Genomic DNA, 13,434 nt, shown 5'->3' on the forward strand with positions numbered 1-13,434 from the left:
CGCAAATGGGCTTGGGTGCGAGGCGGGCGCAGGTTTCCCACCGGAGCTGTTGGAATACATACTGCGAGGATGGAAAACCAAGCGGGAGCGAAGCAGACGAGCCTGTTTTGCAAGCCGTAGGAGAAAGCTTGTGAGAAATGGCCTCTAGCTCTAGGTTTCCACGGGAGTCGGCCGTCCCGCGCCCGCCCCCGTTCCGCCCTCTCCTCCGCCGCTGCTTCCCGGAAACGGAGCCGGGGAAGCCGATGCCCGCGTGCCGAACGGCTTGCCTGAGGGTTAATAAACCTTTAGCCTGGAGGAGATCCGCACCGAACCGTGACTACCCTCGAAGACCTCGTCAACCCGGGAATCCGTGCGCTGACCCCTTACGAACCGGGCAAGCCGATCGAAGAGCTGGCCCGCGAGCAGGGCTTCGCGCCGGAGGAGATCTGCAAGCTCGCCTCGAACGAAAACCCGCTGGGTCCTTCCCCGCTGGCTCTGGAGGCGATCCGGCAGGCGTTGCCGCGGGTCCATCTCTACCCCGACGGGGCCGGACGGCTCCTGCGGGAGGCGATCGCCCGCCATCACGACCTCTCGATCGAGAACGTCGTCCTGGGCAACGGCTCCAACGAGATCATCGAGCTGCTCTTCCACGTCTTCGTGTCGCCGCGGGCGCACGAGGTCCTCTGCTCCCGGCACGCCTTCGCGGTCTATCGCCTGATGGCCCAGCTCTTCGAGACTCCGTGCCGGGAGACGCCCGACCCCGGGTTCCGTCATGACTTGGGGGCGATGCGGAAGGCGATCGGGCCGAACACCCGGCTGATTTTCCTGACGAGCCCGAACAACCCCACCGGGACGCGCATCCCCAACGGGGAGCTCGCGGAGTTCGTCCGGACGATCCCCCGACACGTGGTGCTCGCCCTCGACGAGGCCTACGTCGATTTCCTGGACGACCCGCCGCCGAGCGTCTCCTGGGTGCGGGAGGGGAAGAACATCGTGCTGCTGCGGACCTTTTCCAAAATGCACGGCTTGGCCGGCCTCCGCATCGGCTACGGCCTTGCCCCGGCTCCGATCGCCTCCTGGCTGCAGCGGGCTCGCCAACCCTTCAACGCCAATCTGCTGGCGCAGGCCGCAGCCATCGCCGCGCTCGAGGACCGCGAGCATACGGAAGCCACCCGGCGCGTCGTCCGGGAAGGACGCCTGCGCCTGGAGGAATCCTTCGGCCGGCTGGGCCTCGAGTACGTCCCCTCGGCAGGCAACTTCGTCATGGTGCGGGTCGGCGACGGCGAGGCGCTTTTCGCCAGCCTGCTGCGCCGCGGGTGGATCGTCCGCCCCTTGCGCAGCTACGGGCTGCCCGAGTGGATCCGTGTGAGCGTCGGCACACCCCGGCAAGTAACGAATTTTCTGGCGATCCTTCCCGCCGCCCTGCACGACACCAGAGGAAGGGCGGCCCGCACAGCAGAATGAACGGTCCCTTCCCGCTCGCCCGCTTGGCCGTGATCGGCACCGGCCTCATCGGCGGATCGGTCGCCCGCGCAGCGCGCCAGTTCCGGCTCTGCCGGGAGCTGGCGCTCTTCAGCGTCGGCCCGGAAAGGGAGGCGGTGCAAGCGGCGCAGATCGCCGAGTTGGTATCCGACGATGCCGCAGAAGTGGTCCGGGGCGCGCAGCTCGTCGTCGTCGCCCTCCCCATCGCCGCCATGGCCACGATCCTCCGCGGCATCCGGGAGGCCGTCGATCCGCAAGCGGTAGTGACCGACACGGCCAGCGTCAAGGTGCCCGCCATGAAGCTCCTCCAGGAGCACCTCGAGGGGCGAACCCGCTGGGTGGGCAGCCACCCGATGAGCGGGAGCGAGCGGTCCGGATTCGGCTACTCCCGGCCGGACCTCTTCGCGGGAGCGATCTCCATCCTCACCCCTCCGGAAGATCCCTCAGAGGAGGCGGTCGCCCTCGTCGAAGCGTTCTGGCTCGCGCTGGGCGCCCGCACCCTCCGCCTCTCGGCTCCGGAGCACGACCGGCGGGTCGCCGCGGTCAGCCATTTGCCGCACCTCCTGGCGGCCGTCCTGGTCCGGTCGGTGGACAGCGGGGCGCTGGAGGTCGCCGGCCCCGGATTCCGTGACGTGACCCGGATCGCGGCCGGTCCCGCGGAGATGTGGAGCGAGATCCTGCTCGCCAACCGGGAGAATGTTCTGCCGGCGCTCCGCTCCTTCCTTGCCGGCCTGCAGAAAGCGACCGACGACCTGGAAAAGGGGTCGGGAACGGCTCTTAAGGACCTGCTGAGCGAAGCCGCGCTCCGCCGGCTCGCCTTCCGGAAATCTTCGCCATGACCCCATCCCCCTACGCTGCGGACGCGCCTCCCGGCCGAATGCCCCGGTCCCTGCCCGGATTCCTCGCCCTCCGCTACCTCCGGCCGCGCCGGAGCTTTGTCTCGGTCATCACGCTCCTCTCCCTGCTCGGCGTGACGCTGGGCGTGCTCGTCCTGGTCGTCGTCCTCGCGGTGATGGCGGGCTTCGAGCGGGAGTTGCAGGAAAAGATCATCGGCTTCAACGCCCACCTGGTGGTTTCCAACGGGGAGGTGCTGCAGCATCCGGAACGGGAGATCGCCCGGCTGCTCAAGGAGCCCGGTGTCGAAGGGGCGGCCCCATTCGTTAGCGGCCCCGTCCTCGCCGAGTACGCGGACCGGATCACCACCCCCATCCTCCGAGGGATCGATCCGGAGGCCGAGCTCGCCGTGATCCCCTTGCGCCGTTATCTGGTCGCCGGGAAATACAACCTCCAAGCCGACTCGGTGCTCGTCGGGGACGAATGGGCCAAGCGCAACGGGGCGACCGTGGGGGATAGGGTCGTCATTTACGCTCCGCGCCACCTGCAGGCGCTCCGTGAATCCGCCGATTCGGGCCGCAAGTCGATCCCGCTGCCGACCGAGCTGGAGATCTCGGGCATCTTCCGGACCGGACTCTTTGAATACGACTCGTCGTTCTTCCTAACCTCCCTCCGGAACGCCCAGTACCTCTACAGCCTCGGCCACGGAGTCCACGGGATCGCCTTGCGCGTCAAGGATCCGATGGCTGCCGACCGCCTCAAGGCCAAGCTTAACACCTCGTTCGCCCCTCCCATGGAAGCGATCACCTGGATGGACCAGAACCGGCCCTTGTTCACCGCGATCGCGGTGGAAAAAGCGACGATGGCGGTCATCCTCTTCTTCATCATCCTGGTCGCGGCCTTCGGGCTCTGCAGCACCCTCATCACGATCACTGCGCAGAAGCGCCGGGAAATCGGCCTGCTCAAGGCGCTCGGCGCCACCGACAGCCAGGTCCTCGCGATCTTCATCGTCCACGGGTTGGTCGTCGGCCTGCTGGGCACGACGCTCGGGCTCCTCCTGGCCGCCGTAACGCTGCCCAACCTGAATCTCCTGCGCGACCTGATCGAGCGGGTGGTCGGCATCGACCTCTTTTCGGCCGACGTCTACCACTTCGCCACCATCCCGGTGGTGATCGATCTGCCGCAGATCCTCGGAATCGCTTTCACGGCGATCCTTCTCTGCGTCTGCGCGGCGTGGATCCCCGCCTGGAACGCCGCCCGGATCCTGCCGGCGAACGCCTTGCGCTATGAATGAGACCAAGCGCGTCGAGAAGGGGGATTCCCCCCCGGTTCTCGCGACCGAGGCCATCCACAAATCCTTCCGCGCCGGATCGGTCGCCGTTCCGGTGCTCACCGGAGCGAGCGTGGTCTTCCGCGAAGGGCTCTGCTACACGATCCAAGGGGTCTCCGGATCGGGCAAGACGACGCTTCTCCACATCCTGGCGGGGCTCGAAGCCCCGGACTCGGGGCGGGTGCTCTACCGGGGCCAGGACATCTCCCGGTTCTCCCGCAAGCGGCTGGCCGGGTGGCGTGCAAAGGCGATCGGCCTGGTCTTTCAAGCCTACCACCTGCTCCCGGAGCTGAGCGCGCTGGAAAACGTGAACCTGCCGGCCCTGCTTCTCGGAGAGCGGGATGCCAAGCCGGGCTGGACCCTTTTGGAAGCCGTCGGCATGGCCCACCGATGCCACCACCGCCCGTGGGAACTCTCGGGCGGCGAGCAGCAGCGGGTGGCGATCGCGCGCGCACTCCGGAACGATCCCGAGATCCTGATCGCCGACGAGCCGACGGGCAACCTGGATGAGAAGACCGGCGGGGAAGTCATCGAACTGCTGCTCGACCTCCAGAGGAGCCGAGGCAAGACCCTGGTGATGGCCACCCATGATGTCCGGTTGGCCCGGAAGGGGGATCGGCAGCTGGTCTTAACCGGAGGGAAGCTGGAGCCCGCCGCCTGGCCGCGCGCCCCCGCGGAACCGCAGGAGGCTCAGGAGCCCGAAGCCTTTTCGGGCCGGAGCGAGAATTCGAGCTTGCTTCGCCCGCCGGGATCGGAAATGAAGCTCTGACCGCCTTTCGGAGGATGAGGCCGGGCTGGCGGCCGGGAAGGCCAATGAACGAGCAAAAGCCGAAGAAGATCTTTTTGGACGGGGCGTTCGTGGACGAAGCCGACGCCAAGGTGTCGGTGTTCGACCACGGCTTGCTGTACGGGGACGGCGTCTTCGAGGGGATCCGGGCGTACGAGGGCCGCGTCTTCCGCTTGGAAGAGCATCTCGAACGCCTCTTCGACTCGGCCAAGGCGATCCGCTTGTCGATCCCGCTGAGTCGGGCGGAGCTGAGGAGCGCGGTCCTGGAATGCTGCCGGCGCAATTCTCTATGGGACGGGTACATCCGGCTTGTGGTCACCCGCGGCAAGGGCGACCTTGGGCTTAACCCGGCGTCCTGTCCGCAGCCGACGGTCTTCATCATCGCCAGCGCGATCCAGCTCTACCCCGCCTCGGTCTACGAAAGGGGCCTGCGCCTCCATACTGCGGCCGTCCGCCGGGTCTCCCCGTCCGCCCTCGACCCGGCGATCAAGTCCCTCAACTACCTGAACAACATCTTGGCCAAGATGGAGGCGGCCGCTACGGGCGCGGACGAAGCCCTGCTCCTCAACGAGGCCGGATACGTGGCGGAATGCTCCGGGGATAATATCTTCGCGGTCAAGGGAGGGAGGGTGGTCACCCCACCGATTTCCGCCGGAGCGCTGCCGGGGATCACCCGGCGGGAAATCTTCCGGCTGGCGCAAAGCGAGGGGATCGAGGTCGCGGAGCGCGAGATGACCCGCTACGACCTCTTTGTCGCCGACGAGGTGTTCCTGACCGGAACGGCGGCGGAAATCGTCCCGGTGACCGAGATCGACGGCCGGACGATCGGCACGGGGCGCCCGGGTTGCTGGACGCAGAAGCTCCTGCTCCGTTTTCGCTCATTGACCCGGAGCACCGGCACCCTTATTTATGAATCAGGAGAGCCAACGGCAATGCGAGCCGCGCAGCAGCAATGAAGTGCCATTTCTGCGAGGCACCGGCCACCGTGCATCTCACGCAAATTGTCGGCGGCAAGGTGCAAAAAGTCCATCTTTGCGAAAAGTGCGCCAAGGAGAAAGGCGTGTCGGACCCCTCCGTCTTCTCGCTGGCCGACATGCTCCTGGGGGGTACGCCGGACGGGGAGCGCCTCCTCGCCCGGAACGAGCCTACCTGCCCGCAGTGCGGCTTCACCCAATCGGATTTCAAGAAGACCGGGCGCCTCGGCTGCGCCCACTGCTACGAAGTCTTCGCGGAGGCCGTCGAGTCGATGCTGCGCGATATGCACAAGGGCGTTATCCACAAGGGGAAGATGCCCCCCAAGTTCCTGCGCCATCAGTTTTACCAGCGGCGGCTGGAGGACCTCCAGGAAAGCCTGCGCCGGGCGGTCAGAGAAGAACGGTATGAGGAGGCCGCCCTCCTGCGTGACGAGATCGCGCAGCTGGAGACGCAGATCAACAGCTGAGGGGCGGGGGAACAAAAAAGGGCCTTTATCCCCGCAGTCCCTCGCGCTAGAAAAAAGAGCCGCCCCACATGAAAATCGCCATCGGATCGGATCACGCCGGCTTCGCCTACAAGGAGAAGATCAAGGAATTCCTCAAGAGCCTCGGCCACGAGGTGATCGACTGCGGCACCCATGCGCCGAGGCCCGACGACGACTATCCGGACTTTGTCCGGCCCGCGGCGGTGCTCGTCGCCGAAGGGAAGGCTGACCGCGGCATCGTCCTGGGCGGCTCGGGAAACGGTGAGGCGATGGTCGCCAACAAGGTCCGGGGGATCCGCTGCGCCTACTGCTTCAACGAGGAGTCGGCACGCCTCGGTCGCGCCCACAACGACGCCAACGTGATCGCCCTCGGCGAGCGGCTCATCCCCGAGGAGACCGCGCTTCGGATCGTCCGGGTCTTCCTGGAGACTCCGTTCGAAGGCGGCCGGCACGTCCCGCGCATCCGGAAGATGATGGCCGGGGAAGGGGTATAGGGATCGCCGTCGGCCGCGCCCCGTTCCGGATCCTCCGCCTTACCGGAACGGCCGCTGAAAACCAAGGGCCTCCGGGTTTGCTTTTCGGCTCCGGGGTTCCTATCGTGTCGACACCCCGGCAGCAGCGCCGGCCCGCCGGCGTCCGAAGAAAATGAGCGAAGCCGCCTCCGAGAGCACCACCGTATCGGCGCCCCCGCATCCGGCCCCCGTAGCGGGAACCGAGCCCGTGTTCCCTCCGCCCGCGGAGTTTGCCGCCTGCGCGCGGATCGGGCGCTTGGACGACTACCGCCGGCTTTACCGGGAATCGATCGAGTCGCCGGGTACGTTTTGGACGAGGATGTCGGCGGAGCTCGACTGGTCGGAGCCATGGAAGAAGCTCATGGCCTGGGATCCGCCGCACGCCCGCTGGTTCCTGGGCGGAAAGCTCAATGCCAGCTACAACTGCCTCGATCGCCACCTGTCCGGGCCCCGCAGCAACAAGGCGGCCCTCGTGTGGGAGGGGGAGCCCGGAGAGCTGAGGACGCTCACCTACCGGCAGCTCCATGCCGAGGTCTGCCGGTGGGCGAACCTGCTCTCCCGGAGCGGAGTGGCCGCCGGCGACCGGGTCGTCATCTACCTGCCGCTCCTTCCGGAAGCGGTGGTCGCCATGCTCGCGTGCGCGCGCCTCGGGGCGGTGCATAGCGTCGTCTTCGCCGGCTTTAGCGCCAAGTCGGTCCGAGACCGGATTCTCGACTGCGGTGCGAAGGTCGTCGTCACGGCCGACGGAGGATACCGCCGGGGACGAATCGTCCCGCTCAAGGAGCGGATCGACGAAGCCCTGGCCGATCTCCCCCAGGTCGAGCGGGTGCTGGTCGTCCGGCGGACGGGGGAGCCCGTGCCGATGCGGCCAGGGCGCGACTTCTGGATCGAGGAGGAGCTCGCCGAGGTCGACGACCGCTGCGATGCCCGCCCGCTCGACAGCGAGCACCCGCTCTACATCCTCTACACCAGCGGAACCACGGGGAAGCCGAAAGGGATTGTGCACACGACCGGCGGCTATCTTCTCGGCTGCGCCCTGACGACCAAGTACCTCTTCGACGTGCGGGAGGAGGATCTCTTCTGGTGCACGGCCGACATCGGGTGGGTGACCGGCCACAGCTACGTGGTCTACGGGCCGCTGGCGAACGGAGCTTCGGTCTTCCTCTACGAAGGCGCGCCCGACTTCCCGCAGCCCGACCGGTTCTGGCGGATGATCGCGCGCCATCGGATCAACATCCTCTACACGGCGCCGACGGCGATCCGGGCTTTCATGCGGTGGGGGGAGGCATGGACCGAGCCCTGGGATCTCTCCTCGCTGCGCCTCCTCGGATCGGTCGGGGAGCCGATTAATCCGGAAGCCTGGGTCTGGTACTGGGAGAAGATCGGCCGGGGGCGCTGCCCGGTGGTCGACACCTGGTGGCAGACGGAGACCGGGTCCGTGATGATCGCTCCCTTGCCGGGGGCGACTCCCTGCAAGCCGGGCTCGGCCACCCTTCCCTTCTTCGGCGTCGATCCCGCCGTTGTCGACGATCAAGGGAACCCGGTTCCCCCCGGCGCGCACGGGAAGCTGGTCATCCGCCGCCCCTGGCCTTCCATGCTTCGGGGCATCTACGGGGACCCGGACGGCTACCGAAGGACCTACTGGAGCCAGATCCCGGGGGTCTATTGCACCGGCGACGGCGCCCGCCGGGACGCGGACGGGTATTTCTGGATCACCGGCCGGGTCGACGACGTTCTCAACGTGGCCGGCCACCGCATCGGCACCGCCGAGGTCGAAAGCGCCTTGGTGAGCCACCCGAAGGTCGCGGAGGCGGCGGTGGTGGGCGAACCCGACCCGGAAAAAGGGGAAGCGCTCGTCGCCTTCGTCATCCTCCGGCAAGGGGAGACGCCCTCGGAAGCACTCAAGAACGAGTTGCGCCTCCACGTCGCCGAGGAAATCGCCGCGATCGCCCGCCCAAAGGAGATCTTTTTCACCACCGGCCTTCCCAAGACCCGCAGCGGCAAGATCATGCGCCGGCTCCTCAAGGAGCTCGTCCGCAGCGGCCGCATCCAGGGGGACACGACGACCTTGGAAGATCCCGCCACCGTCGCCGCCCTCGCCCGAGAGATCGGCCGGCCGGGGGATTAGGAAGGGGTTACGCTCCCCTCGGCTTCCGGCGCCGACCGCCGCCGGCGTCGGCGGGGCATGCAGATCCCCCGGCGGGAGCCGCGGATGAAGGCGATCATCCGCCGCACCTCGCCGTCGTCCGGCCAGCGCCGCTCCATCTCCTCCAGCGCCTGCGAGACGTTGCGGCCGCTTTCGTATAGAACCCGGTAGGCGTCCTCGAGGCGCCGGCGGACCTCCTCGGAAAACCCCGCCCTCCGCAGCCCGACACGATTGACGCCGCAGACCTCGTTTTCGTCCACCGCCATGAGGAAGGGGGGAACATCCATCCCGATCCGGATCCCGCCCCGCACCATCGCAAGCTCCCCGATCCGCACGTGCTGGTGAAAGACCGAGCCTCCGCCCAGAAACGCCCGATCCCCCACCTGAACATAGCCAGCCAGCAGGACGTGGTTGACGATGATCGTCCGGTCGCCGACGACGCAGTTGTGCCCGACGTGGCATCCGACCATCAGGTAGTTGCCGTCGCCGATCCGCGTTTCGGTCTCCGGCTTGGCCCCGCGGTGGATGGTGACATGCTCGCGGATCACGTTCCCTTCCCCCAGGACCACCCGCGAAGGGGAGCCGTCCCAAGAGAGATCCTGGGGCTCGGCGCCGAGAACCGCCCCGTAGCCGATCCGGTTTCCCGGTCCCATCCGCGTTCCCGCGGCGATCACCGCATACGCACGGACCTCGCACCGGTCGCCGAGCACCGTCCCGGCCTCGACGATCGCCCCGGGTCCGATCCGCACTTCTCGGCCCAGCTCCGCCTTGGGGCTGACCATGGCCGTCGGATGAATCATGCCCCTCCCCTCTCCCGAAAGCTGTAGTAGAGAAGCTCGCCCCTGCGAGATCCGCCGAGAATCAGGTGATCGACGACTTCGATGCCCAGGATTTCGCCTGCACGCTGCATCCGCCGGCTGATCGCGATATCCTCCGCCGAAGGCGTCGGGTCGCCCGAAGGATGGTTATGGGCGAAGAGCACCGAATGGGCTTTGTGAGCGATCGCCGCGCGGAAAGCCTCCCGGGAGTGGTAGAGGCTCTCGTTAAGGGTCCCCCGGGTGATCTCCTCGACGGCGAGCACCCTCCCCTTGGCGTCCAGCAGGACCGCCAGCAGCATCTCCACCGGCGAAAGCCGCAGGCGCGGCCCCAGGAACTCCACTGCATCCTTCGGCCGCTCGATCTTCCGGCCGAGAAGCTCCTCCTGAGCGGATCGGGCGCCCAGCGCGAAAGCCGCCGCAAGCCGCGCGGCCTTGGTCGGACCCACCCCCTTGCACCGGGCAAGCTCCGGCAGCGACGCCCTTCCCAAGGCCTGCAGGCTGCCGAACCGCTCGATCAGCTCCTCCCCCAGCCCGACGGCCGAGAGCCCGCGCCTACCGCTCCCCAAGAGAATCGCCAGCAGCTCCGAATCCTTGAGGCCGCCCGGCCCGCCCGCCGCCATCCGCTCGAGCGGGCGCTCCGCCGGCAACATCTCCTGAATCCGCCGCGCCACGCTCGGCGAGGATATAGGGAGCGAGGGCGGTTTGCAAGAAAGGCGGGATCCATGCCTCCACGTAGACCCCTTCGGGCCGGTAGCGGACGTCTACCGGCTCCCCTTCCCGATGAATCCGGGACAGCAGATCGCCGCGCTGGAGCGGCAGGCGCAAGCGCACAAAGAGCGACCTCCCCCGCAACCAATCTTCGATCCGGGAAAGCAGCTCGGGGATCCCCGAGCCGTCCCGGGCCGAAATCCCCAGGCTACCGGGATAAAGGCGGAGGAGGCGCCGGAGGGGCGCCGGGCCGCATAGTCGATCGATCTTGTTCCAAACCAGGAGCGTCGGCTTTTGCAGCGCCCCGAGCTCCTCCAGTACGCGGCGGACGTCGCCGATCCGCTCCTCTACGTTCGGATCGGAAACGTCGGCCAGATGGATGAGGAAGTCAGCCTCCTTGACCTCTTCCAGGGTCGCGCGGAACGAATCGATCAGGTTGTGCGGCAGCTTCCGGATGAAGCCGACCGTGTCCGTCAGGAATGCCCGCTGCTTTCCGCCCAGCGACAAGAGCCGGATGGTCGGATCGAGCGTGGCGAAGAGCTTGTCCTCGACCAGGACGTCCGACCGGGTCAAGCGGTTGAAGAGCGTTGACTTCCCGGAGTTGGTATACCCGACGAGGCAGAAGGTCGACCAGGGGAGCCGGTTCCTTCCTTCCCGCTGCACCGATCGGGAGCGCCGCACAGCCTCGAGCTCCCGGTGCAAGCGCGCGATCCGCTGCTGGACGCGCCGCCGGTCGACCTCGAGCTGGGTTTCCCCGGGACCCCGGGTGCCGATGCCCCCTGTCTGCCGAGAGAGGTGGCTCCATAGCCTGGTCAGCCTCGGGAGCAGGTAGAGGAGCTGTGCGAGCTCGATCTGGATCTTCCCCTCCCGGGTCTTGGCCCGCTGGGCGAAGATGTCAAGGATGAGCTGCGTCCGGTCCAATACCTTGCGGGAAAAGAGGTTCGCCAGGTTCCGGCTCTGTGCCGGGGTGAGCTCGTCATCAAAGATGACAGACTGGATGCCGTGCTCCTGGCACTTTCGCGACAGATCCAGGGCCTTGCCCCGGCCGATGTAGTACGGGGCGGTGGGCGTCGGAAGCCGCTGGACGACCCGGGAGGCGACCGTCGCCCCTGCGCTGCGGACGAGCTCCCCCAATTCTTCGAGGGATTCGGTCACCCGCGGCTCTTTCTGGTTCGGAAGCTCCAGCCCGACGAGCAGAACCTGCTCCGCGGAGCGATCGCTGGTTCTCATCCGGTCTGGATGACGACCCCGAGGACGACGCTACTCAGCGGACCGGGAACACCAAGGAAGAGGAGCATGCTCTTCGAGCATCAACCAATACCTCACACTAGACTCTTTTCGAAACCAAGTCAACTGTTTCTTCGCGTACCGGTAAGTATCCGCCGCGATCTCCTCCGCGAGGCGCTCACGGCTGCCGCCGTGCACCAGGAACCGCGCGATCCGGGCATAGCCGATCGCCGGGCAGCGGAAGAGGACATCCGGGCCCGCTTCCCGCAGCCGGTCAGCCACCTCTTCGATCCATCCCGAAGCGAGCATCGACCCGACGCGGGCGGCGATCCTCTTCCGCAACGCCCCCGCCGGCCGCTCCAGCCAAAGGGTACGGAACCGCCGCAACACGGGCCGAGTCGTCCGCGCCTGCCATTCCCGGATCGAGATTCCGCTCGCCTCCTTGACTTCGATCGCGCGGATGAGGCGCCTCGGGTTGCGCCGGTCGACGTCGGCGAAGGCTTCGGGATCGACGGCGGCCAGCCGCTCCGCCAGCTCCGACACCGAGAGCCTCTCCAGCTCCCGCCGCAGGGCCGGATCGCCGGGCGGGGCCGCGCAGAGCCCCCGCACCAGGCTCCGGTAGTAGAGGCCGGTGCCGCCGACCACGACCACCGGATGTCCCCGGCGCTCGCAAGCTTCCAGGAAGGCTTGCGCATGGTCCCGATATTGCGCCGCCGAAAAGGATGCGCGCCAATCCACCAGGTCGATGCCGCCATAGCCGAACCGCGCGCGCTCCTCCGGAGACGGCTTCGCCGTGCCGCGGTCGAGGCCGCGATACACCTGCATCGAGTCCATCGAAAGGAGGCGGGCTCCGCACCGCTCCGCGAGCTCGTGCGCGAACTCGGTCTTCCCGACCCCCGTCGGGCCGACCACGAAAAGGGGCCGGCCGGGCTCGACCTGCTCGCTCCATCTCCCTATCACTTGAGCATGCACCTTTTCGCGCTCGTTCTGCTCGGCCTAGCCGCCGGCTTCGCCAGCGGCTGCTTCGGCATCGGCGGAGGCAGCATTCTCGTCCCGGTCCTGATCCTCGCCTTCGCCGTCCCCTATCACACCGCAGTCGGCACCTCGCTCGCGCTCATCCTGCCCATCGCCCTGGCGGGAAGCCTCGCGAATTGGACGCTCAAGCAGATCGACTGGAGCCTCTTCACCGTGATCGCCGTTTCCGGGGCCGCCGGGGCCGCTCTCGGCTCCCTCTTCATTCAAGCCATCCCGGCGGTCTATGCCAAACGCGCGTTCGCGGTCTTCCTCCTCTATGCCGCCTACCGCCTCTGGCGATAGCGCGCGGCGGCCCGGCCGCTTCCTCCCGCTCTACCGGTACCAGGCCTGCCACTCGACCCGCAGCTTGGGGAAGGAGTGCATCTGCTCCTCATTCACGTCCTGAAAGCGCCACCAGATTTGGGTCCCGCGGCTCCGGTAGCCCGACGGAGAGACGCGGAAGATCCGGTTGAAAAAGGTCCTGTAGGAGAGCAGGGGCCGGCCCGGGCTCTCTCCGAAGCCGGGCGAGGCTTGGTACTGGGTATACATCTGCCCGAGATCGACCACGATCCACCAGTCCTCCAAGGGCGGGCGATAGCCGAGGAAGCCCCAGGTGTCCTCGAAGACATCGATCTTTCTGACCGGGTCGTGCCGCATTACCTGCTCGACATATTCGTAGGTGACCCGCACGCTTTCGCCCGCGTCAAAATGGATGCTGTATTCATCTTCCGCCCCCAAGCCCGGAAAGGCCCTTCTCTCGAAGGGGATTGGGTCCTGATTGCGCCATACGCGAAACTGGATATTCGGGTAATCCGGCCGCTCTCCGTGGGCCATCGGGAGCCGCACGGCAGCACCCCAGTTATGGAATTGCAGGTAGACCCGGCACCGCACGTACGGTTGGAGGGGGCCCTGGCCCGAGCGGGATTTGGCCAGGAAGAGCGTGTAATACTGGCGGGCCCAGACGAGCTGGACCGGCAGCTCAAAAGCCCGGGCTCCGGAAGGGCCGGCAGCGACGGCGATCCCGAAGCCGGCCGCCAGGAAGAGCGCAAGGGTGCGCAGGTGGGCGGGCCGGAATCGGGAGCCGGGTGCGGGGATGATCGCCAAGGAACCTCCGCCGGAGAGCGTACCAGGCCCGGCG

The 13,434-nt window shown here is 67.3% G+C and carries 14 protein-coding genes; 9 read left to right on the forward strand and 5 right to left on the reverse strand.

Features of this window, described 5'->3' with window-relative positions:
* The first annotated feature begins 312 nt into the window (after positions 1-312).
* From hisC to acs, 8 genes are all read left to right on the forward strand, one after another.
* Positions 313-1,443 carry a histidinol-phosphate transaminase gene (gene hisC / locus MTHMO_RS08725; RefSeq protein ID WP_202214430.1) on the forward strand — a complete coding sequence of 377 codons (1,131 nt, stop codon included), beginning with the start codon at positions 313-315 and terminating at the stop codon, positions 1,441-1,443.
* Positions 1,440-2,300 carry a prephenate dehydrogenase/arogenate dehydrogenase family protein gene (locus tag MTHMO_RS08730; RefSeq protein WP_202214431.1) on the forward strand — a complete coding sequence of 287 codons (861 nt, stop codon included), beginning with the start codon at positions 1,440-1,442 and terminating at the stop codon, positions 2,298-2,300. The genes hisC and MTHMO_RS08730 overlap by 4 nt, the downstream gene beginning before the upstream one ends.
* Entirely contained in the window at positions 2,297-3,589 is a 1,293-nt protein-coding gene (locus MTHMO_RS08735) for an ABC transporter permease (RefSeq protein WP_237394860.1), read from the forward strand. Before MTHMO_RS08730 ends, MTHMO_RS08735 begins: the two co-directional genes overlap by 4 nt.
* Positions 3,582-4,394: an ABC transporter ATP-binding protein gene (locus MTHMO_RS08740; RefSeq protein ID WP_202214432.1), complete on the forward strand. Its 813-nt coding sequence runs from the start codon at positions 3,582-3,584 to the stop codon at positions 4,392-4,394. Before MTHMO_RS08735 ends, MTHMO_RS08740 begins: the two co-directional genes overlap by 8 nt.
* Before the next feature lie 44 nt (positions 4,395-4,438).
* Entirely contained in the window at positions 4,439-5,368 is a 930-nt protein-coding gene (ilvE, locus tag MTHMO_RS08745) for a branched-chain-amino-acid transaminase (protein WP_237394861.1), read from the forward strand.
* Entirely contained in the window at positions 5,365-5,853 is a 489-nt protein-coding gene (locus tag MTHMO_RS08750; RefSeq protein ID WP_202214434.1) for a UvrB/UvrC motif-containing protein, read from the forward strand. The genes ilvE and MTHMO_RS08750 overlap by 4 nt, the downstream gene beginning before the upstream one ends.
* 68 nt (positions 5,854-5,921) lie before the next feature.
* Positions 5,922-6,365, forward strand: coding sequence for a ribose-5-phosphate isomerase (locus MTHMO_RS08755; RefSeq protein ID WP_202214435.1), 444 nt, complete (start codon positions 5,922-5,924; stop codon positions 6,363-6,365).
* Between the two features lie 151 nt (positions 6,366-6,516).
* Positions 6,517-8,511 (forward strand): acetate--CoA ligase, encoded by a 1,995-nt coding sequence (gene acs / locus MTHMO_RS08760; protein WP_202214436.1) that lies wholly within the window; start codon positions 6,517-6,519, stop codon positions 8,509-8,511.
* On the opposite strand, the gene lpxA is transcribed toward acs, so the two are convergent.
* From lpxA to miaA, 4 genes are read right to left on the reverse strand one after another with little or no spacing between them, the layout of a single operon-like run.
* Positions 8,508-9,329 carry an acyl-ACP--UDP-N-acetylglucosamine O-acyltransferase gene (lpxA, locus tag MTHMO_RS08765; RefSeq protein WP_202214437.1) on the reverse strand — a complete coding sequence of 274 codons (822 nt, stop codon included), beginning with the start codon at positions 9,327-9,329 and terminating at the stop codon, positions 8,508-8,510. The two genes, acs and lpxA, sit on opposite strands and share 4 nt — an antisense overlap.
* Positions 9,326-9,967, reverse strand: coding sequence for a DNA repair protein RadC (gene radC / locus MTHMO_RS08770; protein WP_202214438.1), 642 nt, complete (start codon positions 9,965-9,967; stop codon positions 9,326-9,328). The genes lpxA and radC overlap by 4 nt, the downstream gene beginning before the upstream one ends.
* On the reverse strand, positions 9,900-11,285 hold the full coding sequence (hflX, locus tag MTHMO_RS08775; RefSeq protein ID WP_202214439.1) for a GTPase HflX: 1,386 nt from the start codon (positions 11,283-11,285) through the stop codon (positions 9,900-9,902). Before hflX ends, radC begins: the two co-directional genes overlap by 68 nt.
* 30 nt (positions 11,286-11,315) lie before the next feature.
* Entirely contained in the window at positions 11,316-12,242 is a 927-nt protein-coding gene (gene miaA / locus MTHMO_RS08780; RefSeq protein ID WP_237394862.1) for a tRNA (adenosine(37)-N6)-dimethylallyltransferase MiaA, read from the reverse strand.
* Positions 12,243-12,248: 6 nt separating this feature from the next.
* Here miaA and MTHMO_RS08785 point away from each other — a divergent pair, with 6 nt between their 5' ends.
* Positions 12,249-12,599 (forward strand): sulfite exporter TauE/SafE family protein, encoded by a 351-nt coding sequence (locus MTHMO_RS08785; RefSeq protein WP_237394863.1) that lies wholly within the window; start codon positions 12,249-12,251, stop codon positions 12,597-12,599.
* Between the two features lie 30 nt (positions 12,600-12,629).
* On the opposite strand, the gene MTHMO_RS08790 is transcribed toward MTHMO_RS08785, so the two are convergent.
* Positions 12,630-13,400 (reverse strand): hypothetical protein, encoded by a 771-nt coding sequence (locus tag MTHMO_RS08790; RefSeq protein WP_202214442.1) that lies wholly within the window; start codon positions 13,398-13,400, stop codon positions 12,630-12,632.
* Positions 13,401-13,434 lie beyond the last annotated feature (34 nt).

Source organism: Methylacidimicrobium sp. AP8, assembly GCF_903064525.1.
Classification (GTDB): Bacteria; Verrucomicrobiota; Verrucomicrobiia; order Methylacidiphilales; family Methylacidiphilaceae; genus Methylacidimicrobium.